Below are 24,329 nucleotides of genomic sequence, written 5' to 3' on the forward strand. Positions count from 1 at the left end.
CGTCCGGGCCGGTGCCCGGCGAACCGCCGCGCACCGGCCCGAGAGCCGGGTGTCAGTTGACGTAGACCGCCGGGCTGCCGGTCTTGCTGGTGTCCTTCACCGGCGAGTACGAGGCGGTGAAGTACGCGGTGCCGAAGCACAGCGACGGGCCGGAGAACTTGGTCAGAACCTGGTTGGTGAAGCTGATCGAGTTGGTGGCGTTGGACGCCGTACCGGTCAGCGTGTTCGTGCTGGTGCGGTAGACGCAGGTGATCGCGCCGAGCAGCGAGTTGAGCACGACCGTGCTCTGGATCGGCGCCGCGGCCGTGCCGGAGATGGTGACCACGCCCGCACTGGTCACCGACGTGGTGTAGGGCAGGTTGTTGACGGTGACGCTCTGCACGCCGGTGGTGCCGAAGACGTTCGTCGTGCAGCTGGTGAACGACTGCGCGGTGAGGCTCTCGGTCGCGGTGCCGGGTGCGGTCGGGTTGGTCAGCACCCTGGCGCTGAAGCTGGACGCGGCGCACTTGACGCCGGTGCTGCCGCTGGTCGAGGAGTAGAACGTGGCGTTGGTGCCGCTGCGCAGGCTGGCCTGGATGACGTCGCCCACCGACACGGCGGTGCCGGCGGCGGTCGGGTAGGTCAGCACGGCGCTGGCGAGCGAGGTGGTGGGTGCGGCGGTGGCGGGGGCGGCGCCGACCAGACCGGTCAGCAGCGCCAGGGCGGCGAGGCCCGCGCCGATGCGTCCGTACCTGGGCATGGTTGTTCCTTCCGGCGGTGGGACAGAAAACGGTGCCGGCGGCGTCCGGGGTGGACGGAGCCGGTGGGCGCGGCGGCCGGGACCGGGCCGTCGCGGGTGGTGGTGCGCCGTTGCGGCCTCAGCGGGCCGGGCGGCGTGGCGCAGTGCGGCGTCGCCGCGTCACCTGGCTCTCTCCGGCCTTGGGGGGACGGGTCCGCGCGGCGATAATGGCAGCCATCCGGCCCTCCTTCGACGCGTTCGGGTGACCGATCGGGAGAGATCACCAGCGGTGACGAGGCGTGAACTGAGCGTGTCGAAAGTTATAAACCCCGGAGGGTCGTAAAGTCAACGCATCAAGAAAGGTCGATGAGTGACAGTCCCGAGCCCGCCGTCGCCGGCGCCCGTGCCCCTGCCGGGCGCCCGCCACGGCCGTGACCCGGACCGCGCCATCAAGCGCGGCCCGCGCCGCGTGCCGGCCGAGGAGGTCGCGGCGACCCAGCGCGACCGCCTCTTCGACGGACTGGTCCGGGAGGTCGCCAGCCGGGGGTACGACAACGCCCGGGTCAGCGACATCTGCCACGCCGCCGGGGTCACCCGGCCCGCGTTCTATGCGCTGTTCAGCGGCAAGCAGGACGCGTTCCTGGCCGCGTACCGGCACGGCATCGCGGTGGTGTCGCACCTGATGGAGGACGCCTACCGCGACGCCGGCCCGGACTGGCCGCAGGCCGCCCGGGCGGCGCTGCGCACCCTGCTCGACGTGCTCGCGAGCGTGCCCGCCTTCGCCCGGATGGCGCTGGTCGAGGTGGATGCCGCAGGTCCGGACGCCCGCCGGGAGCGCGACGCGCTGCTGAGCAGCTTCCGCCGGTTCTTCGCCGGCACCGGGCCGGATCCGGCCGGTGTGGACCGGGACGCGCTGCTGTCCGTAGTGGTCGGCGGCATCCACGCCACCATCCGCGAGCGGGTGGCGCAGGGGCGGGCCGAGGAACTGCCACTTCTGCTGCCGGCCCTCACGTACGCGGCGACCGCGCCGTTCCTCGGCCCACGCGAGGCGGGCCGCGTGGCGCGGGCGGCGGGGACGGACGACGGCCCGGCCACCACCGCGCCCTGCGCACCCGGCCAGCCCTGACCGGTCGGAAACCGCAGCGGTTTTTCACTTTGGCCGCTTTTGGCAAATGCCGCCCAACGATCTGCTACAGGCAGTTGACCGCCCCTTTACTCAGCGGTAACTTCGGCCTGCGCCCCTCGGCGCGCACATCCTGCGAAGCCAATTCACATCGTCGCAGATGAATTGATCTCGAAAGGGGCCGGCATGTCGGAGCAGATCGATCAGGTCGAGACCGATCAACCGCGGAGCGGCGTACGCTGGCGCCGGTTCGCCGTCACGTTCGGCGCCGTGGCGGCCGGCGCGGCCGGCATGGTGGTGCTGACCGCACAGGGTGTGCTCGGCGCGCAGTTCGCCATCTCGGGCATGCCGTTCACGGTCACCGCCGACAAACTGGAGGGCACCGGGTTCGAGCAGTTCGCCACGCTCGACCAGATGATCCCGGACAGCCCCAACCAGGGCGACACCGGCGGCCAGGTGCTCGTGATCGTCTCGGCGATCGACAAGGCCGAGCTGACCAATCTCTGCCAGAGCATCAATCTGGGCGGGACCAACCTGCGGATCACCGCCGGCAATTCCGGGAAGCCCGTCTCCGCCCGCACGCTCGTGGTCGACGGCGACGAGATCGCCGGTAACGCCTCCTTCAAGAACATCGACGTCGGGCAGGACGCCAGCACCGTCGACAAGGTTCCCGGGGTCAAGGGCAACCCGGGCGTGTTCGCCCAGCAGGCCGACACCGTGACCATCACCAACCTGCGGCAGAACAACTACGCCACCACCGCCGCCGTCTTCACGCTGCCCAACCTGCGCATGGGCTTCAGCTCCGAAGGGTGCTGAGGTGAGCGCGGGACAGCACTCGGCGCCTGCCGCCGGCGTCCGGACACGCTGGCGGCGCTGGCGCCGGGCGCGGCCGTTCACCGCCGGGCTGCTCATCGCGCTCGGCGGCGCGGAGATGCTCGTGACGCTGCGCGCGCCGCTCGGGGTGCTGCTGCACGTCGGGCCACAGGGGCTGGCCGCCTACCTGGTCCCCCTGGTCCTGGTGATCTGCGGCGTACTGCTGATCACCACGCCGCAGCAACGCGTCTTCTACGCGGTGCTCTCCCTCGTGCTCGGGCTGGTCTCCTGGCTCACCTCGAACCTGGGCGGGTTCCTGATCGGCATGCTGCTGGCGCTCGTCGGCGGTGCGCTCGCGTTCGCCTGGACGCCGGTCAAGCGGCGGGCTCCCCGCGCCGGCCCGGCCGCGACACGCGCCGAGGCGACACCCGCCGACGCGACGTCCGCCGAGACGACGTCCGCCGACACGACGCTCGCTGGTGCGACGTCCGCCGGCACGGCGCCCGGGCCGCGCGAGCCGATGGACGGCTCGGCGCCCACCGAGTCGCTCGACGCGCTCCTGTCGGCCGAGCCGGGGCCGCCGCGGCACACGCGGGCGGAGCGCGGCTGACTCAGCGGGCGGTGTCCGCGACCGCCTGCGCGAACACCTCGGAGCGGTGCTCGAAGTTGCGGAACCGGCCGTAGCTCGGCGCGGCCGGGGACAGCAGCACCACCCCACCGGCCGGGGTCAGCTTGCGGGACAGCCCGACGGCGGCGACCAGGTCGTCGGCCAGCTCGGTACGCACCGACGGCAGTCCGGACAGCGCCTCCACGATGCGGGGGCCGCTGTCCGGCACGCCGATCACGGTGATCTCCCGGCCGGCCAGGTGCGCGCGCAACGGGCTGTAGTCCAGCCCCCGGTCGGCGCCGCCGACGATCACGGTCAGCGGCCGTCCCTCGTACGCGTCGATCGCGTGCATGGCCGCGTACGGGCTGGTGGCGAGCGTGTCGTCGACGAACGTGAGCCCGGACGGGTCGGCGATCTCGGTGAGCCGGTGCGCCAGGCCCTGGAACTCGGCGACCGCCACGGCGAGGCTGTCCTTGCGCGCCACCACGTCGACGCCGAGCGCGTCCAGCACGGCGAGCGCGACGCAGAGGTTGCCCTCGTTGTGCCGCCCGACCAGCGGCAGCACGGCGCGCGGGAACAGCGGCGTGTCCCGCAGGTGGAACCACGGCGTGCCGTCCGGCCCGGTGGCGACGTGCGTCGTGTCCGGCGAGCCGGCCCGTACCGCGGCCCGGTCGCCCAGCTCCGCCGCCAGCCGCGGGTCGGCGCCGTTGACCACGACGGCGTGCGGGCCGTGCGCGATCAGGTTCAGCTTGTCCCGGTAGTACTCCCGCTCGCCGCCGTGCGCGTCCAGGTGCTCCGGGAACAGCGCGGTCACCACCGCCACGCGCGGCGAGTCGGTCAGGTCGGAGCACTGGTAGCTGGACAGCTCCAGCACGTACAGCTCCGCCTCGGGCAGGTCCAGCAGCGGCACCCCGATGTTGCCGCCGAACACGTTCGGCCGGTCCATCGCGGTGAGCAGGTGACTGATCAGGCTGGACGTGGTGCTCTTGCCCTTGCTGCCGGTCACCCCGACGGTCCGGTCCGCGTGGTCGGCCATCCACAGCGCGCTGCCCTGCGTGACCGGCACGGACCGGCGGCGCAGCTCCACCATCCACGGGTGGGTGTTCGGCACACCCGGGGAGCGGACCACCACGTCGGCGTCCGCCAGGCGCTCGAAGCCCTCCTCGCCGGTGACGAGCGGCGCGGCGGCGGCCAGCGGACCGTCCCAGGGCAGGGTGAGGAAGTTGGCGCTGTCGTCGACGACGACCAGGCCGGCCGGCCCGTGCGCGGCGATCGCGGTCACCGCGGCCCGGCCCTCGCGGCCGGCGCCCCAGACGGCGACATGACGTCCGCGCAGATCAGACAGGCGCACGGGCTCTCCTCGGACTCGGTCGACGGCGGGCAGGGTCCGGCCCAGCCGGACACGGACGGACGAACCAGGGCCTAGTATGGCGTGTGCCCAACGAGCAGCTGCGGCGGATGGACGCCTTCACCTTCCCGTCCTACTCGATCGACTTCGCCACCGGCGAGGTCCTGTTCGACTACGCCCTGACCGGTCCCGACGGCGAGCAGCGGTTCACCGAGGTGATCACGCTTCCGCTGCCGGCCGAGCCGGTCTCCGACGCCACGGCTGCCACCCTGTCCCGGGTGCTGGAGCTGCTGCACGTGGTCGCCGGAGTCAGCTACTACAAGGCCGCCGCGCCGCCCCGGCTGGTGCTGCCCGCGCCGCTGGGCGCCGCCGCCGTCGAGCTGGTCACCGCCGTCTACACCAAGGGCCTCGCCGAGTACGCGTACCGCAACGAGCTGCCGCACGTGCTGGAACTGCGTCCCGAGGTGCCGTCCGGCACCGTGGACCCGGCCGTGCCGGTGGACAACTCCGACCGCCGTCCGCTGTCGGCGGTGGGCGGCGGCAAGGACTCGATCGTCACGCTGGAGGCGCTGCGCCGCGCCGGCCTCGACCCGGTGCCGTTCTCGGTCAACCCGAACCACGTGATCGTGTCGGTGAACGAGGCGTCGGACCTGGTGCCGCTGGCCGCCCGGCGGCGGCTCGACCCGGTGCTGTTCGAGCTGAACGCCGCAGGCGCGCGTAACGGGCACATCCCGGTCACCGCGATCAACTCGCTGATCGCCGTGGCCACCGCCGTCCTGCACGGGCTCGGCCCGGTGGTGATGTCGAACGAGCGCTCCGCGTCCGACCCGAACCTGATCTGGAACGGCCACGAGATCAACCACCAGTGGTCGAAGGGCGTCGAGGCCGAAGGGCTGCTGCGCGCGGCGCTGGCCGAGCACGCGGGGCTCACCGAGCCGTACTTCTCGCTGCTGCGCTCCCTGTCCGAGCTGCACATCGCCCGGCTGTTCGCCGAGATCGACCGGTACGACGCGGTGGTGACCAGCTGCAACGCCGCGTTCAAGCTGCGCGACGCGAGCGAGCGCTGGTGCCGCGACTGCCCGAAGTGCCGGTTCGTGTTCCTGGCCATGGCGCCGTTCATGCCCCGCGAGCGGCTGACCGGCATCTTCGGCGGTGACCTGCTGGCCGACGAGTCCCAGATCCCCGGCTACCGGGAGTTGCTCGGCATCGACGGGCACAAGCCGTTCGAGTGCGTGGGCGAGGTGGAGGAGTCGGTGGTCGCGCTGAGCCTGCTCGCCCAGCAGGACCAGTGGCGCGACGCCCCTGTGGTGCGCGCCCTGGTCGCGGCGCTGCCCGACACCGCCTGGCAGGCGGCGGCCACCTCCGACGTGTTCACCCCCGGCGGCGACAACTACGTCCCCGCCCTCTACGCCAAGACCCTGACCGCCCTGACCTGAGTTGACCTGACCCCTCCCCCCACCAGCCCGCCCCCTCCCCTCCCCGCCCTCGCCGCGTCGATCATGAGGTTGGCGGCACGAATTCGGGCAAAACCCCGGCCCAACCTCATGATCAACACTCCCGCCTGATCGATCTTGGAGTTGTGGCACCGCGCAAACCTCACATGAGGAGCATTACGGGCGCCACAACTCCAAGATCGGCGAGGAGCGGCCCGAGCGGGCGGCGATCATGAGGTTGGACCGGCGGTTCGTTCGGGATCGGCACCGTCAACTCATGATCGACGCGGGCGAGCCCGTGGGGCGGGGCTCGGGGTCAGGGGGTGCGGATGGCGTCGAGGGCCAGCAGGGCCACGTGCAGGGACAGGCACCTGTCGACCGAGTCGAGGTCGGCGTCGAGGATGCGGCCGATACGGGCCAGCCGCTCGTAGAACGCCGGCCGGGACAGGTGCGCCGCGGCGGCGCCGGCCGACTTGTTCCGTCCCTGCTCCAGGTACGCCCGCAGCGTGCCGAGCAACTGCTCCCGCGGGTGGTGGGCGTCGTAGGCGAGCAGCGGCCCGAGCTCCCGCTCGACGAACGTCTGCAACCGGGGCTCGTCACGCAGCAGGTGCAGCAGCCCGGCCAGCCCCACGTGCGGCAGCCGGTAGCAGGGCAGATCCCGAGGATCCCGCCGGGCCGCCTCGGCGACCTGCCGCGCCTCGATCAGTGACCGGCGTGCCTCGCGCAGGCTGCTCACACCGGACCCGGCCGCCACCACGATCGCGGCCCGGGGCGGCGCGTCGACCGGCCGCGCGCTCCCCGACGCCACGGCCCGTCCGCCGGGACGGTCAGGCGACTCCGGCGGGCGGGACGCCGGAGGGCGGGCGGGGACGGCGTCGAGGCGTACCCGGCGCAACGCCGCGGCGAACGCGGACAGTGCCTTCTCCTCGGCGGCCGGGTCGGGGAGCGCCAGCAGCGCGCCCACGGCCTGGTCGTCGAGCGGGCTGGTCAGCGCGGTGAGCTTGGCGTCCCGGACGGCCTGGCTGACCGCCTCGGCGAGGTCGCGCAGCCGGGCCGGGCCGGCTTCCGGGTCCTCGGCGTCGGTGTCGCGGCGCGCGCCCCGGCGGGCGGCCGGCTCGTCGTCGGGGGCGCCCGTGTCTCCGGCCGGCTCGTCGGCGCGGTGGCGGACCACGACGCCGACCAGGTGGCGACGGTCCAGGACGACGCCGAGCGCCTTGGCGCGCAGCGCCACCTCGTCCACCGGGCGGGTGTGGTCGATCAGGGCGGTCAGCAGCGTGCGGTGGATCTGCCGTTCCAGGCCCTCGGCGTCGCGGCGGATCAGCCGGCCCAGCGCCAGCGTGGAGGCGGCCCGTTCGATCAGGATGGTCAGCCGGGTCGGCGGGGTGGACTCGGTGGCCGGCCAGCGCAGCAGCAGCCGTCCCCAGTCCTGTCCCCGGGCGCCGACAGTGGTGACGAGCCAGCCGCTGTCCGGGTCGTACGCGGTGCGCCCGGGCGGGCGGATCTGCCGGGAGTGCCGTTCCCAGCCGTCCAGCAGCAGTTGAGCGTTCTCCCCCGCCGGGTCGTACGCGAGCACCTGCCGGGACAGGTTCTCCAGCACCATCGGGCAGCCCGCCAGCTCGGCGGCCTGCCGCAGCACCTCGGCCGGTTCGGCGCCCTCCACCGACAGGTCGGTGAACCGCTGGTGGATCTCCTCGGTGGCGCGCAGCTCGGTGAGCTGGGCGTCCACGATCAGCGCGTGCACCGCCTCGGTGATGCGGACGAACGGGGTGCCCCGGCGCAGCTCGATCAGGGGCAGGCCGCGTCGTTCGGCGGCGGCGGCCATCACGCGTGGGACTCCGCTGACGTAGCGGCGGCCCAGTTCGACCACCAGCCCGGAGACGCCGACGTCGGCCAGGGCGCCGATGAACTCGCGGAGGCCGGCGTCGTCGCCGGGAAGGCCGATCCCGGTGGTGAGGACCAGTTCCCCGCCGCCGAGCAGGGTGGCGATGTCGGGCACCTCGGCGATGTGCACCCAGCGCACCGACCGGTCCAGCCCGGCGTTCCCCGCGACCAGGCGCGGCGCGCCGTGGCGCACGGGCACCAGGTCCAGCACCTCACGCACGGTAGGGAACACGGGCGACACGCTACCCTGCGTCACCACCGTTGCCGAAAGCCACACCGCCCGCCGGCCCGCGGAGAAGGCGGGGACCGGCGGGCGGGCAGACGGAACGAGCCACGGCGATCAGTCGACGCCGAACTCCATCGCGGCCCGGTCGAGCGCCTCGTCCTCGGCGGTGGGCACGCCCCGGGAGGCGATGGCCTCCGCGCCGCCCTGCGGCATGGCGCCGATCAGCCCGGTCGAGGCCGCCTGGGCGGCGCCGACGATCCGCTGCGGGGTGCCGCCGCCGACCATGCCGACGGAGGCGTACTGCTCCAGCTTGGCCCGGGAGTCGGCGATGTCGAGGTTGCGCATGGTGAGCTGGCCGATCCGGTCGGCCGGGCCGAACGCCGAGTCCTGGGTGCGCTCCATCGACAGCTTGTCCGGGTGGTAGCTGAACGCCGGGCCGGTGGTGTCCAGGATCGAGTAGTCCTCGCCCCGGCGCAGCCGCAGCGTGACCTCGCCGGTGACCGCCGTGCCGACCCAGCGCTGCAGCGACTCGCGCAGCATCAGCGCCTGCGGGTCCAGCCAGCGGCCCTCGTACATGAGGCGGCCGAGGCGGCGGCCCTCGTTGTGGTAGTTCGCGAGCGTGTCCTCGTTGTGGATCGCGTTGACGAGCCGCTCGTACGCGGCGTGCAGCAGCGCCATGCCGGGGGCCTCGTAGATGCCGCGGCTCTTGGCCTCGATGATCCGGTTCTCGATCTGGTCGGACATGCCCAGGCCGTGCCGGCCGCCGATGGCGTTGGCCTCCAGCACCAGGTCGACGGCGCTGCCGAACTCCTTGCCGTTGATCGTCACCGGGCGGCCCTGGTCGAAGCCGATGGTGACGTCCTCGGCCGGGATCTCCACGGACGGATCCCAGAACTTCACGCCCATGATCGGCTCGACCGTCTCGATGCCGGTGTCCAGGTGTTCGAGCGTCTTGGCCTCGTGGGTGGCGCCCCAGATGTTGGCGTCGGTGGAGTACGCCTTCTCGGTGCTGTCCCGATAGGGCAGGCCGCGCTCCAGCAGCCACTCCGACATCTCGGTGCGGCCGCCCAGCTCGGTGACGAAGTCGGTGTCCAGCCACGGCTTGTAGATCCGCAGTTGCGGGTTCGCCAGCAGGCCGTACCGGTAGAACCGCTCGATGTCGTTGCCCTTGAACGTCGAGCCGTCGCCCCAGATCTGCACGTCGTCGGCGATCATCGCGCGGACCAGCAGCGTGCCGGTCACGGCCCGGCCCAGCGGCGTGGTGTTGAAGTAGGCCCGCCCGCCGGAGCGGATGTGGAAGGCGCCGCAGGTCAGCGCCGCCAGCCCTTCCTCGACCAGGGCGGCGCGGCAGTCGACGAGGCGGGCGACCTCGGCGCCGTAGCTGAGCGCGCGGCCGGGCACCGAGGCGATGTCGGGCTCGTCGTACTGGCCGATGTCAGCGGTGTAGGCGCAGGGGACGGCGCCCTTGTCGCGCATCCACGCGACGGCTACCGAGGTGTCGAGGCCGCCGGAGAAGGCGATGCCGACACGTTCGCCGATGGGCAGGGAGGTGAGAACCTTGGACACAAGGAAGATTATGCACGGCGTCGCATGGTCATGCAAGCCAGTCCTCAGAGCGGGTCGTCACGCCCCAGCTCCCAGAACGCCACCGCCGCGGCGGCGGCCACGTTCAGCGAGTCCACGCCGCGCCGCATCGGGATCACCACCCGCACGTCGCTGGCCGCCTGCGCCGCCGCGGTCAGCCCCGGCCCCTCCGCCCCGAGCAGCAACGCCGCCCGCTCGCGCTGCGCCGGGGTCAGCCGCTGCATCGGTACGGCATCCGGCGCCGGCGTCATCGCGAGCACCGTGAACCCGGCCGCCCGGACCTGGTCCAGCCCGTCGGGCCAGCTGTCGAGCTTGGCGTACGGCACCGCGAACACCTCGCCCATGCTGACCCGTACGCTGCGCCGGTACAGCGGGTCGGCGCAGGTCGGGGACAGCAGCACCGCGTCGACACCGAGCGCGGCGGCACCCCGGAAGATCGCGCCCAGGTTCGTGTGGTTGTTGACGTCCTCCAGGATCACCACCCGCCGGGCGGCGGCGAGCACGTCGCCGGCCGAGCGCAGCGGCCTGCGGTGGAACGACGCGAGCACGCCCCGGTGCACGTGGAAGCCGGTGGCCCGCTGGAGCACGTCCGGCGTGGCCGCGTACACCGGCGCGTCACCGGTGTCCAGGTCGGCGAGCTGGTCCACCCGCTTGGCGTCGACCAGGTACGACCGGGCCGGGTAGCCGGCCCGCAGCGCCCGCCGCAGCACCAGCTCCCCCTCGGCGATGAACAGCCCGTGCGGCGGTTCCCAGCGGGTACGCAGCTCCACGTCGGTGAGCGCGCGGTAGTCGGCGATCCGGTCGTCGTCGGGGTCGGTGATCTCGTGGACGGGCACCAGGCGATTCTGCCCGGCACCCGGCTGCGGTTCCGGCGCGGGCCGGGTTTCCGTCGTCCCGGGCGGGGAAGCAAGCCGGGAGGCCGACGGTGACGGAGGGACCACGATGGGCGCGGAGCACGACGGCAACCTCCCCCGCGACGCCACCGTCGCCGACTACCTGGTGGCCCGGCTCGCCGAGTGGGGCGTGCACCGCTACTACGGCTACCCGGGCGACGGGATCAACGGCATGACCTCGGCGCTGCAACGCGCCGAGGCACGGGCCCGGTTCATCCAGGTCCGGCACGAGGAGACAGCCGGTTTCGCGGCCGGCGCGCACGTCAAGTACGGCGGCGGCCCGCTCGGCTGCGTGGTGGTGACCAGCGGCCCGGGCGCGATCCACGCCCTCAACGGCCTCTACGACGCGAAGCTCGACCACCAGCCGGTGGTGGCGCTGCTCGGGCACACCGCGCTGCCCGCCGAGGGCGGCGGCTACTACCAGGAGGTGGACCTGCTCGCGCTCTACAAGGACGTGGCCTCGGCCTTCCTGGCCCAGCTCGACGACCCGTCGCAGGCCCGGCACCTGGTCGACCGGGCCTGCCGCACGGCGCTGGCCCGGCGTACCGTGACCGCCCTGGTCCTGCCCTCCGACGTGCAGGACCTGCCGGCGGTGCCCGACCCGCCGCACGCCCACGGCTACTACCACACCAGCGCGGTGCCGAGCAGCGAGCCGGCGGTGCCGCCGGAGGCCGACGTGCGCCGCGCCGCCGAGGTGCTGCGCGGCGGCGAGCGGGTGGCGATGCTGGTCGGGCAGGGCGCGCTGGGCGCCGAGGACGAGGTACGCCGGATCGCCGACCGCCTCGGCGCCGGGGTCGCCACCGCGCTGCTCGGCTTCACCGCCGTCGACCACCGGCAGCCCTGGGTGACCGGCGCGATCGGCCTGCTCGGCAGCCGCCCGAGCTGGCAGCTCATGCGCGAGTGCGACAGGCTGCTGATCGTCGGCAGCCAGATGCCGTACTCGGAGTTCTACCCCCGGCAGGGCCAGGCCCGGGCGGTGCAGATCGACATCGACGGCAGCCGGATGGGGTTGCGCTACCCGACCGAGGTGAACCTGACCGGCGACGCCGGGCCGACGCTGCGCGCCCTGCTCACGGAGCTGGGCCCGGGGCCGGGCCCGACCGCCTGGCGGGCCACCCTCGCCGACGCCACCGGCAAGTGGCGGGCCTCGCAACGTGAGGTCGCCGCGCAGGCGGCCGACCCGGTCAACCCGCAGTCGCTGTTCACCGCGCTCGACGACGCGCTGCCAGACGACGCCATGCTCGCCGTCGACTGCGGCACCGCCACCGCCTGGTACGCCCGCCACGTGCGCGTCCGCCCCGGCATGCTGGCCAGCCTCTCCGGCACGCTGCTGTCCATGGGCGGCGGCATGCCGTACGCGCTTGCGGCGAAGTTCGCCCACCCGGACCGCCCGGTGATCGCGCTGCTCGGCGACGGCGCGATGCAGATGAACGGCGTCAACGAGCTGATCACGGTGGCGAGGTACTGGCGGGAGTGGGCCGACCCCCGCTTCGTGGTGCTGGTACTCAACAACCGGGAGCTGGCGTTCGTCAGCTGGGAGCAGCGCTCCGGCGAGGGCACGCCGATGTTCCCGGACAGCCAGGATCTGCCGGACGTCGCGTACCACAGTTGGGCCGAGGTGCTGGGCCTCGGCGGTGAGCTGGTCGACTCCCCCGACCGGGTGGACGGCCTGTGGCAGCGGGTGCTCGACGCGGACCGCCCGGTGGTGGTCAACGCCGTGGTGGACCCGGCCGAGCTGATGCTGCCGCCGCACTTCACCGCCGAGCAGGCCCGCAAGACCGCCGCCGCGGTGCTGCGCGGGGACAGCGACCGGGCCGGCATCGTGCGGCGCGGCGTACCGGCCGCGCTCGCCACGTACCGGCCCCGCCGCCGGGGCCGCTGAGGCGTCAGGCCCGCGCGTAGCGCAGCAGCACCGACCGCCCGTCGAACCGGCGCGTCTCGACCAGCCGCAGGCTCTGCCGGGCCAGGCCGGGCAGCACCTGCCGTCCGCCGCCGAGCACCACCGGGTGCACGATCACCTCGTAGGTGTCGACGAGCCCGAGCGCGGCCAGCGCCGTCGCCGCCCCGGTGCCGCCGGTGACCAGCAGGTCGCCGGGGAACCGCTCGCGGACCTCGGCGAACTCCTTCGCCAGGTCGCCGCCGCCGACCACCACGGCGCCGTGGGAGGCCTCGGCGAGCGTGCGGGAGACCACGACCTTCGGGGTACGCCGCCAGATCGGCGCGAACGCCAGGTCGTGCGGGTGGTCGGAGATCGACTCGACCTGCGGCCAGTAGGAGGACATCATCTCCCACACCCGCCGCCCGTAGACGAACGCGTCGGCCCGCTCGGCCAGCCCGATCGAGTACGCCGACAGCTCCTCCCCCATCTCCGGCCAGTCGAACTCGCCGTTCGGGCCCTCGATGAAGCCGTCGACCGACGTGTGCACCCCGTAGATGACCTTGCCCATGATGTGTTCCTCCGCGTTGCGGCGCGTCCCGGCCGGGGCGCGCTCACCGGTGGGTCGGAGCCGCCGGAGCGGATCCGACACGTCGCGCGCATCGTTGTCCGGGTGCGTTAGCGTCCGGGGCTGTGGGCCGCCCGGTGATGATCGCGTTGGTCGGCGTCGACGGCTCCGGCAAGACCACCCAGGCCAGGGCGCTCGCGGCGCGGCTGCGCGAGCGGGGTGTCCGGGCCCGGTACTTCGAGAACGCCGGTGGGCGGCCGCTGTGGAACCGGCTGGCGCGGGCGCTCGGCCGGCCGGACGGGGTGGCGTTGTTCGGCCGTACCGTCTATCCGGTCCTGGAGGCGACGGTGCGCGCGGCGGCGATGGCCCGGACCGTGGCGGTGGTCCGCCTGACCGGACGGGTGGCGGTGCTGGACCGGTGGACCTGGTGCCAGGACGTGATCATGGCGGCCCGGGGCGACCGGGGACGGCGCGTGGTGCGCGCCGCGTACGCGGTCTTCCCGCGCCCGGCGGTGGTGTGTTTCCTGGCCACCTCGCCCGAGGTGGCGCGGCGGCGGGTGGCCGCGCGGGGCATCGACGCCGAGGAGCTGGCGCACCTGTGCGCGCTGGACGGCGCGTACCGGGCGCTGCCGGAGTTCGGCTCGTTCGTCACGCTCGACGGCGACGGCACCCCGGACGAGGTGGCCGCCGCCCTCGACGCCGTCGTGGACGCGGTTGCGGGTCCGGCGCCGCGGCGCGGTGTTAAGAAGGGGCCCTTCCTCTACCGGAGGCGTTAAGAAGGGGCCCTTCCTTACCCGCGGCCGCGCAGCCAGCGCAGCACGTCGGAGGGCAGCTCGCTCTCCTGGCGCTGCTCGCGGCGGTCCGGCTCGGTCCGCCGGGGCGGCTGCGGGCGCTGCGGGTCGCCGACCAGCGCCCGGCTCGGCGCGGTGAAGCCGGCCACCGGCTTGCCGGTGAGCGCCGTCTTGATGGTCCGGGCCACCGCGTCGATCACCTTCGCCTGCACGGCGGAGCCGGCCAGGTCGTTGACGTCGTCCGGGTTGGCGGCGATGCCGGCGACCGCGACCTGCGGGGTGTAGCCGACGAACGTCTCGGTGGCGTTGCGCTCCGAGCTGCCGGTCTTGCCGGCCACCGGGCGGCCGACGATCCGGTCGACGGCGGTGGCGGTGCCGCCGTTGCACTGGTCGAACGCGGACTGCTGGCCGACCGGGCAGCGGGCCACGTCGGTGGCGGCGCGGGCCACGTCCGGTTCGAGTACCCGCTTGCAGGACGGCTGCGCCACGTCGACGGCGTCACCGTCGGGCGCGGTCACCGAGACCACCGGCAGCGGCGTGCAGTACGTGCCCTCGGCGGCCACCGTGGCGTACGCGTTCGCCAGGTCGAGCGGGGTGGTGGCGGCGACGCCGAGCGTGAACGCGCCCCAGTTGGCGGCGTTGTCGCGGGCGAACGCGGCGTCGGAGTCGGCCCGGAAGGTGATGCCGAGACGCTGGGCCATCTCCACCACCTTGTCCTCGCCGACCTGCTCGGCCAGCCAGACGAAGTACGTGTTGACGGAGCGGCCGAAGCCGTCCCACATCATCCGGTAGCCGTCCATCCACTGCGGGTTGGCGTTGGCCGGGCACCACGTGCCGTCGCAGTTGCCCTCGTCGTCCGAGGCGTACCGGGTGGGCAGCCGGCTGGGGGCGTCGAAGCCGGTGGCCAGCGGCTTGCCGGCCTCCAGCGCGGCCAGCATGGTGAACATCTTGAACGTCGAGCCGGCCTGGTAGCCGTCGACGCTGGCGCCGCCGGAGATCAGCGGGTTGACCGTGTTCGGGTGGTTGGCCTGCCCGTCCGGGTTGGCGTCGAGGCTGTAGTGCCGGTTCACCGCCATGGCGAGCACCCGTCCGGTGCCGGGTTCGACCGCCGCGATCGGCAGCGCACGCTTGTTGCCGTACCCGTAGACCTTGGTGGCCTGCTCCTGCGCGGTCTGCTGGATCTTCGGGTCGAGCGTGGTGACGACCCGGTAGCCGCCGCGGCGCAGCGCCTGCTCCCGCTCCTCGGGGGTGCTGCCGAAGGCCGGCTGGGTGAGCCACCAGCGGCGCAGGTAGTCGCAGAAGAAGCCCCAGTCGTCGTGCCCCTGGGCGGTGGCGGTGCAGCCGTTGGGCTGGGCGGTCGGGCGCAGCGTCAGCGGCTCGGCCTTCGCGGCGGCGGCCTGCTGCGCGGTGATCGCGCCGGTCTCGGCCATCGCGTCGAGCACGTACCCGCGCCGGGTCAGCGCCTGGTCCTTGTCGCCGTCGATCGGGTTGTACGCGTCGGGAGACTGGACCAGGCCGGCGAGCAGCGCCGCCTCGCCCAGCGTCAGGTCGCCCGGGGCCTTGCCGAAGTAGCGCTGGCTCGCGGCGGCGATGCCGTACGCGCCGGAACCGAAGTAGGCGATGTTGAGGTAACGGTTGAGGATCTCGTCCTTGGACAGGGACTGTTCCAGCGCGTTCGCGTACCGGATCTCCTGGAGCTTGCGCCCGACGGTCTGCTCGGTGGCCGCCTGCCGCTCCTCCGGGGTGCGGTTCGGGTCGGTCTTGAGCACGTTGCGGACGTACTGCATGGTCAGCGTGGAGCCGCCCTGCTCGGTGCCGCCGCCCTTGACGTTCGCCACCAGTGCGCGGGCGATGCCGCGCAGGTCAGCGCCGCCGTGCGAGTAGAACCGCCGGTCCTCGGCCGCGATGATCGCCTGCCGCATCACCGGGGCGATCTCGGCCAGCGGCACGTCGGTGCGGTTCACGTCGTAGAACGTGGTGATCAGCGTGGTGCCGTCGTTGGCGTAGAGGTAGGAGCGCTGCGGCTGCACCGGGGTGCGCAGCGCGTCGGGCAGCTCCGCGTACGCGCCGAGCGTGGCCCGGGCGGCGAACCCGCCGAGCAGGCCGCCGGGAAGCGCGGCGAGCGCGAGGACGAGCCCGGCGAGCAGGCCGGCCAGCAGCACGGTGAACAGCCGCGACAGCGGCGACCTGGGAGACGGCATGGACGCAAGGATTGCCACGAAAGCCGCCTACCGGCCACCTCGCCAGGCAACTGTCAGTTACCTCACGGCAACCGTTCAGCTCCGAAACGGTCAGCCCGCCCCGAGTGGGCCCTTCGGTGACGCGGGCGGCATCGGTGCGGCGGCGACGCTCGCCGCCGCGGCGTCCCGGGCGATGGTCTCGGGGACCAGCCGGCCACTGCGGTAGCCGATGCCGATGCCGGCGACCAGCACGAAGATCGCGCCGAACGTCTGCAGCGAGCCGATCAGCGCGCCGCCCAGGCCGAGCAGCGGGGCGGCGATCATCAGCATCGTCCCGTCGCCGTAGGAGAACATCCCGGACCGGGCGACCGACCAGCCGGTGAGGAACCAGCCCACGCTGTAGAGGGTGGCGCCGAACAGCACGATGCCCCGCGCGGTCACGCCGAACACCGGCGTCTGCTCGGCCAGCCCGGCGAACGGCAGCATCAGCACCATTCCGCCGATGCTCGCGAGCAGCCCGGCCAGCGCGACGCGGCGGCAGCGGGTGGCGGCGAGCAGACCGGTGAGCGCGAGCAGGGCGAGCAGCCCCAGCCACACCGCTGCGACCCAGCCGACCAGGTAGAGCGGCCGTCCGTCGGCCGGGTACGGGTCGTTGCCCACGCCGCCGTCGCTGGCCATCGCCACCAGGCCGTAGAGGACGGCGTACGCCGGGAGCAGCCAGACCGCCGCGCGGGCGAACCGGCGGATCGACCAGGCCCAGGTCGCGTCGGTGGCCGGCGCTCCCGGGCCGGGTTCGGAGACGAACGGGAGAACCCCGAAACCCCCTCCGGTACGCCGGGAGCCGATCGGCCCGGCGGGGTCGTGCGCGCCGGGGACCGGGGTACGGGAGAACAGCCGGTTCGCCGGGTCCTTCATGCCTCACCTCGTTCGCGCCGCGGGTGGCCCGGGACGCGCAACGGCGCTCCGGCCCTGCTCACCACCCGTCCTGGAACCGATGGTGGCAGTCGCCGGAGCGCCGCATGAGGGATTCTCGGATTTGCCGGTCAGCCCCGTTCGCGCTGGTCCGCCGGGTCGTTCACCAGGCTGGCCGGGGAAACCGGCTCCGGCGCGGGCAGACCCTTCGGGTTGCTCCCGCCGGTGGCCTGCGCCTCCGCCACGCGTACCTCGTCGTGGATCTCCTGGGCCGCGACGGCCGCGGCCTGGGCGGCCTCGGCGGCCTCCCGCTCGACCTCGCCGGCGCTCTTGGCGGCCTCCGGCGACGGCACGTCGCCGGCCATGTTCGCCAGCCCGCCCAGCGCGCCGCCCATGCCCTCCAGGGCCTTGGTCAGCTCGGTCGGGACGATCCAGACCTTGTTGGCGGTGCCGTTGGCGATCTGCGGCAGCGCCTGGAGGTACTGGTACGCCAGCACCTTCTGGCTCGGGTTGGCGGTGTGGATCGCGTCGAAGACGGTACGGATCGCCTTCGCCTGGCCCTCCGCCTGGAGGATCCGGGCCTGCCGGTCACCGTCGGCGCGCAGCACCGCGGCCTGCTTCTCACCCTCGGCGGTGAGGATCTGCGACTGCTTGTGCCCCTCGGCGTTAAGGATCGCGGCACGGCGGTCCCGCTCGGCGCGCATCTGCTTCTCCATCGAGTCGCGGATGCTCGGCGGCGGCTCGATCGCCTTGATCTCGACCCGGGTCACCTTGATGCCCCAGCGGCCGGTGGTCTCGTCCAGCACGCCGGACAGGTGCCTGTTGATCTCCTCGCGGCTGGTCAGCGCGCGCTCCAGGTCGAGCGAGCCGATCACGTTACGCAGCGTGGTGACGGTGAGCTGCTCGATGGCCTGGAGGAAGTTGGAGATCTCGTAGGTGGCGCGAACCGAGTCGACCACCTTGAAGTAGAGGACCGTGTCGATCGAGACGACCAGGTTGTCGGAGGTGATCACCGGCTGGGGCGGGAAGCTGACCACCTGCTCGCGCATGTCGACCTTGGTGCGCACCGCGTCGACGAACGGCACCAGCAGGTTGAGGCCGGGGTTCAGCGTGCGCTTGTACCGGCCGAGTCGCTCCACCACGTCCTGACGCTGCTGCGGCACGATCCGTACCGCCTTGAACAACGTCACCACGCCGATCAACGCCACCGCGATCATCAGGATCGCCAGAAACTCCATACCGTTCACCTTTTCGCTTCGGGCAGCTCGCCCGGGGTGGAAATGTCGTCCTGCCATACCAGGGCGGTAGCGCCCCGGACCTTTATGACCTGCACCCGCTCACCCTCGGCGTACGTGCGCGTCGCGTCGTACGAGCGGGCCGTCCACAGCTCACCATCGATCTTGACCATGCCCCGGTCGGCGTCGACCGGCTCCAGGACCACAGCGGTGGCCCCTTCCAACGCCTCGACCCCGAACGGCTGCTCACCGGTCTCCAGCGCCGGCCGGGCGTGCCGCCGGACCACCGGACGGACCACCGCCACCGACAGCGCCGACACCACCGCGAAGACCACCGCCTGGAGCGCCACCGGCGCACCGAGCGCCGCGGCGCCGGCGGCGGCGAACGCCCCGACCCCGAACATGATCAGGAAGAGCGTCGTCGTGAAGATCTCGGCGACCGCTAGTACCACACCCAGAACGATCCAGAACACGGCGTCCACGAGAACAATCGTGACACGTCAACGCACGTGTCATCGAACTGTCATGATCGCTAGGCTCGGCACGGCGTACCGCGCCGCCGGCCGACGAGGAGGACGACATGCCCCTGCTGCCCGAGACCGCGCGTCAGGTGGACCTGCTGGTCGCCCGGGCCCAGGCCGAGGGGCGTGGTCCCTCGCTCGCCCTCGGCGTGGTCCGCGACGGCCGGCCGGCACACCTGGCGGTCGCCGGTGAGACGCCCCGCCCGGACGGCGACCTGCAGTACCGGGTCGGCTCGATCACCAAGACCATGACCGCGGTGCTGGTGATGCAACAGCGCGACGCCGGGCGGCTGGCGCTGGACGACCCGCTCGACGCCCACCTCCCCGGCACCCCGGTCGGCGCGGTGACGGTGCGCCAGCTGCTCGGCCACGCCGGCGGCCTGCAACGCGAGCCGGACGGCGACTGGTGGGAACGCGCCGAGGGCATGGACCTGGACACGCTGCTCGCAGGGCTGACGCCGGACAAGATCGCCTATCCGCCGCACTTCGTCTACCACTACTCGAACCTGGCGTACGGGCTGCTCGGCGCCGTGCTGGAACGGATCACCGGCACGCCGTGGGCGGAGCTGCTGACCGAGCGGCTGCTGGTGCCGCTGGGCATGCGCCGCACCACGTACCACCCGGCCGAGCCGTACGCCCACGGCTACGTCGTCCACCCCTGGCACGAGACGCTGCGGGAGGAGCCGCGTACCGACACCGGGGCGATGGCTCCGGCCGGGCAGCTCTGGTCGACCGTCGAGGACCTGGGCCGCTGGGCGGCGTTCCTGGCCGACCCGGACCCGGCGCTGCTCTCCCCCGCCACGCTCACCGAGATGTGCGCCCCCGTCGTCATCAACGACCTGGACTCGTGGAGCGGCGGGCACGGCCTCGGCATCGAGCTCTACCGGGTCGGCGACCGGGTGTACGTCGGGCACGGCGGCTCCATGCCCGGGTACGTCGCCGGCCTGGCCGTGCACCGGCCCACACGCACCGCCGTGGTCAACTTCGCCAACGCGTACGGGCTGCGCGGCCACCACATCGGCGCGCTCGGCCGCGAGGCGCTCACGCTGGTGCTGGACGCCGAACCGGCCGCGCCCGCCCCCTGGCGCCCGGCCGGCCCGCCCGCCGCCGACGTGGCCGCGCTGACCGGCCGCTGGTGGTGGATGGGCGGCGAGTACGAGTTCCGCGTCGACGCCGCCGGCGACCTGGTCGGCGGTCAGGTGGGCCGGCCGCTGCTCCGCTTCACCCCGGAGGGCCCGGACCGGTGGCGGGGCCGCTCCGGCTCTCAGGACGGCGAGATCCTGACGGTGATCCGCGACGCCTCCGGCACCCCGACAGCCCTGGACATAGCCACCTTCGTCCTGACCCGAACCCCCGACGAACTCCCCTGACCCCCGCCCTCCGCCCTCCGCCCCGCCGATCTTGCACTTGCGGCCCCCATTTCGCCCCGCTATGCCCGATCCGTGGGACCACAACCCCATGATCGACGCACACCCGCACCACTCCGCCCGGTGATCAAGGAGTTTGTGTCGGCGTTGATCTCCGATACGCCCGCAAACTCCTTGATCACCCTGGCGAGGGGTGCCAGGGGCGCGAGGACGGGAGACGGAAGGGAGACCGAGGCGGGGACAGGAGGTCCGGGGGCGGGCGGAGTCGGTGCACGGCAGGGCCGGGGGCGACCGTGACCGGCGCAGGGATCAAGCCTGACCGCCCGGAGCCGGGCACGGTCGCCCCCGGCCCTCAACCGCAACCACTACAGAGGCCCAACCGGTCAGACCGGCTCGGTGACGAAATCGATCAGGCGCTCCATCGCGTTGATCAGCGGCGTCTCCACGTCGGCGAAACTGTCCACCCGGGACAGGATGTGCCGCCACATGTCGGCCGGCTCACCCACACCGAGCGCCGCGCAGACGCCCTCCTTCCAGGGCTGCCCGGGAGGGACCACGGGCCACGCGGCGATGCCGAGCGCCGCCGGGCGTACCGCCTGCCACACGTCGACGTACGGGTGCCCGGTCACCAGCACGTGCGGCGAGTTCACCCGGGCCACGATCCGGCTCTCCTTCGAGCCGGGTACGAGGTGGTCGACGAGCACGCCGAGCCGGCGACCCGGGCCGGGCGCGAACGCGCGTACCTCGTCGGCGAGCGCGTCGATGCCGTCCAGCGGTTCCACCACCACGCCCTCGATGCGCAGGTCGTCGCCCCAGATCCGCTCGACCAGCGCGGCGTCGTGCACGCCCTCGACCCAGATCCGGCTGGCCTTGGCGACCTGCGCCCGTACGCCGTCCACAGCGATCGACCCGGACGCGGTACGCCGGCGCGCGGCGGGCACCGGCGCGCGGGTCGGGCGTCGCAGCGTGACCGGCCTGCCGTCGAGCAGGAACGCGGCGGGCAGCAGCGGGAAGTTGCGCCGCCGCCCGTGCCGGTCCTCCAGCACGACAGCGCCGGAGTCGAAGCCGACCACGGCGCCGCAGAACCCGGAGTCGGCGTCCTCGACCACCAGGTCGGGTTCGGCGTCGACCTCGGGGGTGACCTTCCGTCGTCGCCAGTCACCGGCCAGCACGTCCCCGTCGTATCGCCCCGCCATGCCGCTGACGCTAACCAGCGCCCCGGCGTGTCGCTCGCCGACGCGCCGACCTGGCCGTCATCCGTCGGCACGAAACGGTGCGAAGGGGGTAGTTGGGGCCAGGTCGCGCCGCCGGAGCGGCAGCCGAGACAGCAGCGGCGCGGAGCACGTACCCTTTCCGCATGTCCTCCCCCGCAACGGGCGCGGCCACGCTGGCTCCGCGCCGGTCGAGCCGGTTCGTCGCCTGGGTGCGTGCCTGGCGAGCCGGTCTGGTGCCCTTCGACGAGGTGGCCGACGCCGTCGCCGGCGACGAGGAGCACCTCGTCGCCGACGCCCCCGGCACCTGGACCGACGTGTCGCTGCGGGAGGCGCTGCCCAGCCTCGCCAAGCACTCACCCGACGACATCCGCCTGGTGCTGCCCGCGCCCGGTGACCCGCGCGGCCTGCCCGGCCCGGGCGCGTTCGCCGGGGCGGCGCTGGTGGCCGGCGAGGCCGTGGTGGCGAGCGGGATGGGGCTGGTGCCCGAGGTCCGTACCCACACCTCCGGCTCGGGGATGACCTGGGAGACGGTGCTCTGGCGGGTGCATCCGCTGCCGGCGGACGCGCCGAAGGCGTCCCTCACCACGCCCGGTGCGGCGGAGGCCGAGGCCGAACTCGCCGCCGTGCTGGCCGAGACCACCGCCACGCTGACCCGGCTGGACGTCGCGCAGTGGCGGCCCGAACTCGCCGGGGCGCTCGCCGCGCTGCGCCGGCCGGACGGCGCCACCGACCTGCCGCCCGGCTTCGACCCCCGCGCCCGCCGCCTGTTCGCCCGCGCCGCCGTACTGGATCGGGTGCTCGCGCTGGCCGGGGAGAGCGCGCCCGGCGGCGCGGTCAACACCTACGAAGCGCAGCAGCGGGACGCGGCCCTGCGGCCGCTGACCACCGCGTGCCGGCAGGCCCTGGTGGCCGCCTGCAACGCGCCGCTGCGGCTGTAGCGCCGCAGACCCCGGCTCAGACCTCGTCGATCAGGTCGGCCACCGAGTCGACGATCCGCGACGGACGGTACGGGTACCGCTCGGCCTCGGTCCGGCTGCTGATGCCGGTGAGCACCAGGATCGTCTCCAGTCCGGCCTCCAGGCCGCACAGGATGTCGGTGTCCATCCGGTCGCCGATCATCGCGGTCGACTCGGAGTGCGCGTCGATGGTGTTCAGCGCCGAGCGCATCATCATCGGGTTGGGCTTGCCGACGAAGTACGGGTCGACACCTGTCGCCTTCGAGATCATCGCCGCCACCGAGCCGGCCGCCGGCAGCGCGCCCTCCATCGACGGGCCGGTGGCGTCCGGGTTGGTGCAGATGAACCGGGCGCCGTCGTTGATCAGCCGGATCGCCTTGGTTATCGCCTCGAAGCTGTAGGTGCGCGTCTCCCCCAGCACCACGTAGTCCGGGGCGAAGTCGCTGAGCACGTACCCCACCGCGTGCAGCGCCGTGGTCAGGCCGGCCTCACCGATGACGTACGCGGTGCCGCCCGGCCGCTGGTCGGCCAGGAACTGGGCGGTGGCCAGCGCGGACGACCAGATCGCCTCCTCCGGCACGTCCAGGCCCATCCGGGCCAGCCGGGCCTGGAGGTCGCGCGGGGTGTAGATGGAGTTGTTCGTCAGCACCAGGAACGGTTTGCCGGAGGCACGCAGTTTCTTGACGAACTCCGGGGCTCCGGGCACCGGCTGCCCCTCGTGCACCAGCACGCCGTCCATGTCGGTGAGCCAGCTCTGCACCGGCTTGCGGTCAAGCATCGTGTCGTCCCCAGGGGTGTCGTCGGGTCGGGCTCAGGGCCGGCGGGCCGGGGGTACGCAGCACAGCGCCGGGCAGGTGTCCCAGGCCGGCAGCTCGCCGAGCCGGTGGCGCAGCCGCTCCCCTTCCGGTGCGGTGCGCTCCAGCACCAGCTCGCGGACCATCGCCACGAACCGCGGGTCGACCCCCGGGGTGCCGGCCCGGACGAAGTCCAGGCCGAGCTGCTTGGCCGTCTCCAGCGCCTCGGTGTCCAGGTCCCACACCACCTCGAGGTGGTCGGAGACGAAACCGATCGGGCTGACCACCACGCTCGTCACACCCTGCTCGGGCAGCGTCGCCAGGTGGTCGTTGACGTCCGGCTCCAGCCACGGCACCTGCGGCGGCCCGGACCGGCTCTGCCAGACCAGGTCGTACTCCAGGTCGGGCGCGGCCGCGGCGTGCACCAGCCGGGCGACCTCCTCGAGCTGCGCGGTGTAGCGGCCGCCGTGCGGGCCGGCGGTGGCCGCCGCGGACATCGGGACGGAGTGCGCGGTGAAGACCAGCCGGGTGCTGTCCCGCTTCGCCGGGTCGAGCTGGGCCAGCGCGGCGCAGACCGCGTCGGCGTGCGGCTCGATGAAGCCGGGGTGGTCCCAGAACTGACGCAGCTTCTCGATCAGCGGGGCGTCCGGGCCGACGGCGGCGCGGGCCGAGGCGATGTCCTCCTGGTACTGCCGGCAGGAGGAGTAGCCGCCGTACGCGCTCGTGACGAACGCCAGCGCCCGGGTGATCCCGTCGTCGCGCATCCGCGCCACCGTGTCGGCGAGCATCGGATCCCAGTTGCGGTTGCCCCAGTAGACCGGCAGGTCGACGCCGTTGGCGGCGAAGTCCTCGCGGATCGCCGCGAGCAGGTCACGGCACTGCTGGTTGATCGGGGACACCCCGCCGAAGTGCAGGTAGTGCTCGGCGACCTCGGCCAGCCGCTCGGGCGGCACCCCCCGCCCCCGGGTCACGTTCTGCAGGAACGGGAGAACGTCCTCGGGCCGCTCCGGGCCGCCGAAGGAGACCAGCACCAACGCGTCGTACGCCATGGGGCCATTCTTCCTCGCCCGCCGTCACGGCGTGGCGACGCCCCCTGGTCGGTGTGGTGACCACCCGGGCCGCGCCGTGTTAATAAGGGCCCCTTCCGCTGCACGAGGCGGCGGTTTCAAGGGGTCGTTGCAACACGTTGGCTAGTCGGTGACGGCTAGGAGCTTAGCGAGGCGCTCGGCTGGGGTGTCCCAGCCGAGCGTTTTGCGTGGGCGGCCGTTGAGTTCGGCGGCGACGGTGGC

General features: G+C 73.2%; 21 protein-coding genes. 8 read left to right on the forward strand and 13 right to left on the reverse strand.

The window, feature by feature from the left end; all coding sequences use genetic code 11:
- Nucleotides 1-52: 52 nt before the first annotated feature.
- The gene (locus NMK34_RS20150; protein WP_318334757.1) at nucleotides 53-739 is read right to left on the reverse strand and encodes a Tat pathway signal sequence domain protein; all 687 of its coding nucleotides are present in this window, start codon (nucleotides 737-739) and stop codon (nucleotides 53-55) included.
- Between the two features lie 349 nt (nucleotides 740-1,088).
- Here NMK34_RS20150 and NMK34_RS20155 point away from each other — a divergent pair, with 349 nt between their 5' ends.
- The 3 genes from NMK34_RS20155 (at nucleotide 1,089) to NMK34_RS20165 (ending at nucleotide 3,264) form a co-directional block, all read left to right on the forward strand.
- The gene (locus tag NMK34_RS20155) at nucleotides 1,089-1,844 is read left to right on the forward strand and encodes a TetR/AcrR family transcriptional regulator (protein WP_318334758.1); all 756 of its coding nucleotides are present in this window, start codon (nucleotides 1,089-1,091) and stop codon (nucleotides 1,842-1,844) included.
- A gap of 183 nt (nucleotides 1,845-2,027) precedes the next feature.
- Nucleotides 2,028-2,657, forward strand: coding sequence for a DUF6230 family protein (locus NMK34_RS20160; RefSeq protein ID WP_135241096.1), 630 nt, complete (start codon nucleotides 2,028-2,030; stop codon nucleotides 2,655-2,657).
- 1 nt (nucleotide 2,658) lies between these two features.
- Nucleotides 2,659-3,264, forward strand: coding sequence for a DUF6114 domain-containing protein (locus tag NMK34_RS20165; protein ID WP_318334759.1), 606 nt, complete (start codon nucleotides 2,659-2,661; stop codon nucleotides 3,262-3,264).
- Nucleotide 3,265: 1 nt separating this feature from the next.
- Here the strand turns inward: NMK34_RS20165 and murD are convergent, their stop codons facing one another.
- Entirely contained in the window at nucleotides 3,266-4,612 is a 1,347-nt protein-coding gene (gene murD, locus NMK34_RS20170; RefSeq protein WP_318334760.1) for a UDP-N-acetylmuramoyl-L-alanine--D-glutamate ligase, read from the reverse strand.
- A gap of 83 nt (nucleotides 4,613-4,695) precedes the next feature.
- Between murD and NMK34_RS20175 the strand changes: the two genes are divergently transcribed.
- Nucleotides 4,696-6,045, forward strand: a complete 1,350-nt coding sequence (locus NMK34_RS20175) for a hypothetical protein (protein ID WP_318334761.1) — start codon at nucleotides 4,696-4,698, stop codon at nucleotides 6,043-6,045.
- Nucleotides 6,046-6,358: 313 nt separating this feature from the next.
- Here NMK34_RS20175 and NMK34_RS20180 read toward each other — a convergent pair whose 3' ends face one another.
- The 3 genes from NMK34_RS20180 to NMK34_RS20190 all read right to left on the reverse strand — a co-directional run bounded on the left by NMK34_RS20180 (nucleotide 6,359) and on the right by NMK34_RS20190 (nucleotide 10,572).
- Entirely contained in the window at nucleotides 6,359-8,200 is a 1,842-nt protein-coding gene (locus NMK34_RS20180) for a PucR family transcriptional regulator (RefSeq protein ID WP_412098903.1), read from the reverse strand.
- A gap of 63 nt (nucleotides 8,201-8,263) precedes the next feature.
- Nucleotides 8,264-9,715, reverse strand: a complete 1,452-nt coding sequence (argG, locus tag NMK34_RS20185; RefSeq protein WP_013475951.1) for an argininosuccinate synthase — start codon at nucleotides 9,713-9,715, stop codon at nucleotides 8,264-8,266.
- A 44-nt stretch (nucleotides 9,716-9,759) separates the two neighbouring features.
- Nucleotides 9,760-10,572, reverse strand: coding sequence for a TrmH family RNA methyltransferase (locus tag NMK34_RS20190; protein ID WP_412098958.1), 813 nt, complete (start codon nucleotides 10,570-10,572; stop codon nucleotides 9,760-9,762).
- 103 nt (nucleotides 10,573-10,675) lie between these two features.
- Here NMK34_RS20190 and NMK34_RS20195 point away from each other — a divergent pair, with 103 nt between their 5' ends.
- Nucleotides 10,676-12,508, forward strand: coding sequence for a thiamine pyrophosphate-requiring protein (locus NMK34_RS20195; protein WP_318334764.1), 1,833 nt, complete (start codon nucleotides 10,676-10,678; stop codon nucleotides 12,506-12,508).
- A gap of 4 nt (nucleotides 12,509-12,512) precedes the next feature.
- On the opposite strand, the gene NMK34_RS20200 is transcribed toward NMK34_RS20195, so the two are convergent.
- Nucleotides 12,513-13,073 carry a dihydrofolate reductase family protein gene (locus NMK34_RS20200; RefSeq protein WP_318336383.1) on the reverse strand — a complete coding sequence of 187 codons (561 nt, stop codon included), beginning with the start codon at nucleotides 13,071-13,073 and terminating at the stop codon, nucleotides 12,513-12,515.
- Between the two features lie 122 nt (nucleotides 13,074-13,195).
- Here NMK34_RS20200 and NMK34_RS20205 point away from each other — a divergent pair, with 122 nt between their 5' ends.
- The gene (locus tag NMK34_RS20205; protein WP_318334765.1) at nucleotides 13,196-13,846 is read left to right on the forward strand and encodes a thymidylate kinase; all 651 of its coding nucleotides are present in this window, start codon (nucleotides 13,196-13,198) and stop codon (nucleotides 13,844-13,846) included.
- 14 nt (nucleotides 13,847-13,860) lie between these two features.
- On the opposite strand, the gene NMK34_RS20210 is transcribed toward NMK34_RS20205, so the two are convergent.
- From NMK34_RS20210 to NMK34_RS20225, 4 genes are all read right to left on the reverse strand, one after another.
- Complete coding sequence (locus NMK34_RS20210) at nucleotides 13,861-16,062, reverse strand: transglycosylase domain-containing protein (RefSeq protein WP_318334766.1); 2,202 nt, start codon at nucleotides 16,060-16,062, stop codon at nucleotides 13,861-13,863.
- A 90-nt stretch (nucleotides 16,063-16,152) separates the two neighbouring features.
- Nucleotides 16,153-16,956 (reverse strand): hypothetical protein, encoded by an 804-nt coding sequence (locus NMK34_RS20215; RefSeq protein WP_318334767.1) that lies wholly within the window; start codon nucleotides 16,954-16,956, stop codon nucleotides 16,153-16,155.
- A gap of 128 nt (nucleotides 16,957-17,084) precedes the next feature.
- A complete protein-coding gene (locus NMK34_RS20220; protein WP_318334768.1) occupies nucleotides 17,085-18,191 on the reverse strand; it encodes an SPFH domain-containing protein in 1,107 nt (368 codons plus the stop codon).
- 5 nt (nucleotides 18,192-18,196) lie between these two features.
- Nucleotides 18,197-18,670 (reverse strand): NfeD family protein, encoded by a 474-nt coding sequence (locus tag NMK34_RS20225; protein ID WP_194803063.1) that lies wholly within the window; start codon nucleotides 18,668-18,670, stop codon nucleotides 18,197-18,199.
- A gap of 98 nt (nucleotides 18,671-18,768) precedes the next feature.
- On the opposite strand from NMK34_RS20225, the gene NMK34_RS20230 reads away from it, so the two are divergent.
- A complete protein-coding gene (locus tag NMK34_RS20230) occupies nucleotides 18,769-20,079 on the forward strand; it encodes a serine hydrolase domain-containing protein (protein ID WP_318334769.1) in 1,311 nt (436 codons plus the stop codon).
- 380 nt (nucleotides 20,080-20,459) lie between these two features.
- Here the strand turns inward: NMK34_RS20230 and NMK34_RS20235 are convergent, their stop codons facing one another.
- Nucleotides 20,460-21,272, reverse strand: coding sequence for a DUF3097 domain-containing protein (locus tag NMK34_RS20235; RefSeq protein ID WP_318334770.1), 813 nt, complete (start codon nucleotides 21,270-21,272; stop codon nucleotides 20,460-20,462).
- 161 nt (nucleotides 21,273-21,433) lie between these two features.
- On the opposite strand from NMK34_RS20235, the gene NMK34_RS20240 reads away from it, so the two are divergent.
- Nucleotides 21,434-22,228: a hypothetical protein gene (locus NMK34_RS20240; protein ID WP_135241109.1), complete on the forward strand. Its 795-nt coding sequence runs from the start codon at nucleotides 21,434-21,436 to the stop codon at nucleotides 22,226-22,228.
- 16 nt (nucleotides 22,229-22,244) lie between these two features.
- On the opposite strand, the gene NMK34_RS20245 is transcribed toward NMK34_RS20240, so the two are convergent.
- Both NMK34_RS20245 and NMK34_RS20250 read right to left on the reverse strand, forming a co-directional pair.
- Nucleotides 22,245-23,024 (reverse strand): HAD-IIA family hydrolase, encoded by a 780-nt coding sequence (locus NMK34_RS20245; RefSeq protein WP_091048117.1) that lies wholly within the window; start codon nucleotides 23,022-23,024, stop codon nucleotides 22,245-22,247.
- Between the two features lie 33 nt (nucleotides 23,025-23,057).
- Complete coding sequence (locus tag NMK34_RS20250; protein ID WP_318334771.1) at nucleotides 23,058-24,089, reverse strand: ferrochelatase; 1,032 nt, start codon at nucleotides 24,087-24,089, stop codon at nucleotides 23,058-23,060.
- Nucleotides 24,090-24,329 lie beyond the last annotated feature (240 nt).

Source organism: Micromonospora sp. BRA006-A (assembly GCF_033433935.1).
Taxonomy (GTDB): domain Bacteria; phylum Actinomycetota; class Actinomycetes; order Mycobacteriales; family Micromonosporaceae; genus Micromonospora; species Micromonospora aurantiaca.